Origin of the sequence: Cobetia sp. 1CM21F (assembly GCF_023161745.1) — a bacterium.
Classification (GTDB): domain Bacteria; phylum Pseudomonadota; class Gammaproteobacteria; order Pseudomonadales; family Halomonadaceae; genus Cobetia; species Cobetia amphilecti.
In genome coordinates this window covers 1-501 of sequence record NZ_JALNTQ010000018.1, presented here as the reverse complement: position 1 = coordinate 501, position 501 = coordinate 1, and the positions used below count along the sequence as shown (strand labels likewise).

1 protein-coding gene is annotated in these 501 nt (G+C 66.5%); it reads left to right on the top strand.

Annotation, left to right across the window (positions count from 1 at the left end):
* Nucleotides 1-501 (top strand): Ig-like domain-containing protein (locus MSG32_RS17910; protein ID WP_248381134.1); only part of this gene is annotated, 501 nt, incomplete at both ends.

Here is a 501-nt window from a genome sequence, read left to right as displayed (position 1 = left end):
TGTCGAGAACGGCACCTACACGGTTGACGCCGAAACGCCGCTGAGCGAAGGCGAGTACAGCGTCGAGGCCTCGGTCACCGATCCGGCCGGCAACACCGCGACCAGCAATGACGTGGGCGAGATCGACGCAAGCGCGCCGGCGTTGACCGTCGACGCACCGGCACTGACCTCCGACACCACGCCAACCATCGTCGGCACCACCGATGCCGAAGACGGCAGCACCGTCACCCTGGTCATCACCGACAGCGACGGCAACGAACAGACCGTCACCGCGACCGTCGAGAACGGCACCTACACGGTTGACGCCGAGACACCGCTGAGCGAAGGCGAGTACAGCGTCGAAGCCTCGGTCACCGACCCGGCCGGCAACACCGCGACCAGCAATGATGTAGGCGAGATCGACGCAAGCGTGCCGGCGCTGACTGTCGATGCCCCGGCACTGACCTCCGACACCACGCCGACCATCGTCGGTACCACCGATGCCGAAGACGGCAGCACCGT